The 2,399-nt window shown below is 37.1% G+C and carries 4 protein-coding genes; all 4 read right to left on the bottom strand.

Annotation, left to right across the window (positions count from 1 at the left end; translation table 11 throughout):
• A partial coding sequence (locus RB298_RS00300; RefSeq protein WP_486045178.1) for a UDP-N-acetylglucosamine 2-epimerase occupies positions 1-348 on the bottom strand: 348 nt, incomplete at its 3' end.
• 60 nt (positions 349-408) lie between these two features.
• A complete protein-coding gene (locus tag RB298_RS00295; protein WP_156602958.1) occupies positions 409-579 on the bottom strand; it encodes a hypothetical protein in 171 nt (56 codons plus the stop codon).
• Positions 580-599: 20 nt separating this feature from the next.
• Positions 600-1,367 (bottom strand): tyrosine-protein phosphatase, encoded by a 768-nt coding sequence (locus RB298_RS00290; RefSeq protein ID WP_486045176.1) that lies wholly within the window; start codon positions 1,365-1,367, stop codon positions 600-602.
• Positions 1,368-1,761: 394 nt separating this feature from the next.
• A partial coding sequence (locus RB298_RS00285) for a CpsD/CapB family tyrosine-protein kinase (RefSeq protein ID WP_486045174.1) occupies positions 1,762-2,399 on the bottom strand: 638 nt, incomplete at its 5' end.

The following is a 2,399-nucleotide window of genomic DNA, read 5'->3' as shown; positions in this document are numbered from 1 at the left end:
TATTTGATTATAAAAAGCCGCAAGACCTGCGATGAAGGTTGTTGTTGTATCGCCGTGAACAAGTACGATGTCAGGTTGAACTTCTTTCATGACTTGATCTAGTCCTTGAAGTCCGCGTGTTGTTACATCCATAAGCGTTTGACGGTCTTTCATAATGTTCAAGTCGTGATCCGGTGTAATATCAAACACACGCAGCACTTGGTCTAGCATTTCACGGTGCTGAGCTGTTACTGTCACGATAGATTCAAATTCTTCTGAACGTTTATTTAATTCTAATACAAGGGGAGCCATTTTAATGGCTTCTGGACGTGTTCCAAAAATTGTCATTACTTTAATACGCTGTTGCAATGTAGTCACCTAGTTTCATTAAATTATGTATAAAAGCACTAGTATTTTTAATAGAAAATACTAGTCTCTTTTTTTATAAAGTTCTTGTTCTTTCTGCTGAATGGCATGTGCTAAATGTTTTTTTAAAATCAGCAACTGATCGTAAGATGCATCTTGGTAAATGTACCGCACAGCCTTTTTTACACTCTTAGGTAAATGATCAAATTCTTTCATAGTTTCTATACTGCTCAATAGCTTCTACCCTCTATACATCAAAAAATACCTAGAAACTTTTTCCGAATAATTTTTTCTGGAGATTCTTTGTAGCATCTTGTTCCATCTACAACGCACTGAGCGTTTTCTAGAAACATATAATAATAGTCTCTTCCATGCTCACTTTCAATCACATCAATCGCCGCTTGCATATGAAAAGAACGATGTTGAAGGTTATGAGCGTCTGATGAAACAAAGTGTACGAGGTTGGCGTCTATTAACTGGTGAGAAAATTTTTTTATTTTCTTTCCAAAGTGTCCAACCAAGCTAGAAGCTGTAACTTGAGCGAATGCTCCTTTATTAATAAAATTATAGAGAAGATCAGGATCTTCTAACAATCGACTGTTTCGTTCTGGATGGACAATAATAGGGACGATTCCCTGTGATTGAATATCAAACAGCAGCCGCTCCGCATATCGAGGGACTTGACTCGAAGGAAATTCAACAAACAAGTATTTTCCCGTATTGTTTAAAGTGAGTATTTTGTCTTGATGATAGTCGTCTAAGATTTCACCGTAAATACGGTTTTCTTGACCAGGTAAAATGGTTAATGGCACTCCTTCACGAACTAATAAACTATTTAACTGTTCAACACTCTGTAAAATAGCTTCTTTTTCATTGAGATATCTGCCATTCTGATGATGAGGCGTAGCAACAATTGCCGTGATGCCTTCTGATACGGCTCGCTTCGCCATTTCAATACTCATCTCGTTACTTGCAGAACCATCATCCACTTCAGGCAAAATGTGACAATGTAAGTCAATCATCTACTCTCACCCCTATCCTTCTTAAGACCTAATAAAAGCAATACTTATGTTAGCATATTATAACATGTATTTCTATGTCTTTTTTTGTCGAAACATCTGCAAACCAACGCCCTGTAAATATTTAAGAATAGTCTGAATACATCTATTCGTTTCATTCGAACTACTAAACAAGCCCTAAAATGTGCTGTTCATCGAGAAAAATCTACTTTTTAGCTAGCTTATACATACATTAGTAAGCAGCAAATTTTTACTAACATCTTATAAGTATCTCATCCATGAAAAATCTCACATTTTAAACTTTTTATAACAATAGTCATAATTTCTTATACGTCTTTTTTAAAAAAAACATGCCAAAAAGCCTCCTCGCTAGCACATGCTAGCGAGAAGGCTTTGATTAATTGCTGCCATAATAATAATAGTAGTTTCCTTCTTCTACTTTGCGGTTATTTAATACAACTCCAAGAAGCTTACCTTGCGCATTACTTAACAGCTCTTTCGATTTTAACGCAGCGTCTTTCTCTGTTTTACCGCTTCTTACAACTAAAATCGTGCCGTCTACTTGATTCGCTAAAATCTGCGCATCGGCCACCGCTAAAATCGGAGGCGTATCAAAAATAACCATATCGAACTGTTCTTTCATTTCTTTTAACAACTCAGCCATCTGAGCAGATGCTAACAGTTCAGATGGATTTGGCGGAATGGGACCGCTTGTTAGAACAGAAAGATGGGGAATTTCTGATTCTTGAACCGCTTGCGCTAACGTAGATTGACGAGTTAGCACATTCGTCAGGCCAATATGGTTTTCTAATCGGAACGTGTAATGACCCGTTGGTTTACGTAAATCAGCATCAATTAGTAGTACCTTTAAACCTTGCTGTGCGTAAACCGTTGCTAGATTAGAAGTCGTTGTAGACTTCCCTTCTTCAGCACCGCTTGATGTGATAACTATCGTCTTAATATCTTGATCAACGTTTGAGAACTGAATATTTGTACGAATCGTACGGTACTGTTCAGCTACCGGATCTTTTGGAC

The organism is Priestia sp. BR_2, from assembly GCF_041954005.1.
GTDB lineage: Bacteria > Bacillota > Bacilli > Paenibacillales > Paenibacillaceae > Paenibacillus_AQ > Paenibacillus_AQ lautus_A.
This window is presented reverse-complemented; position numbering and strand designations above follow the sequence as displayed.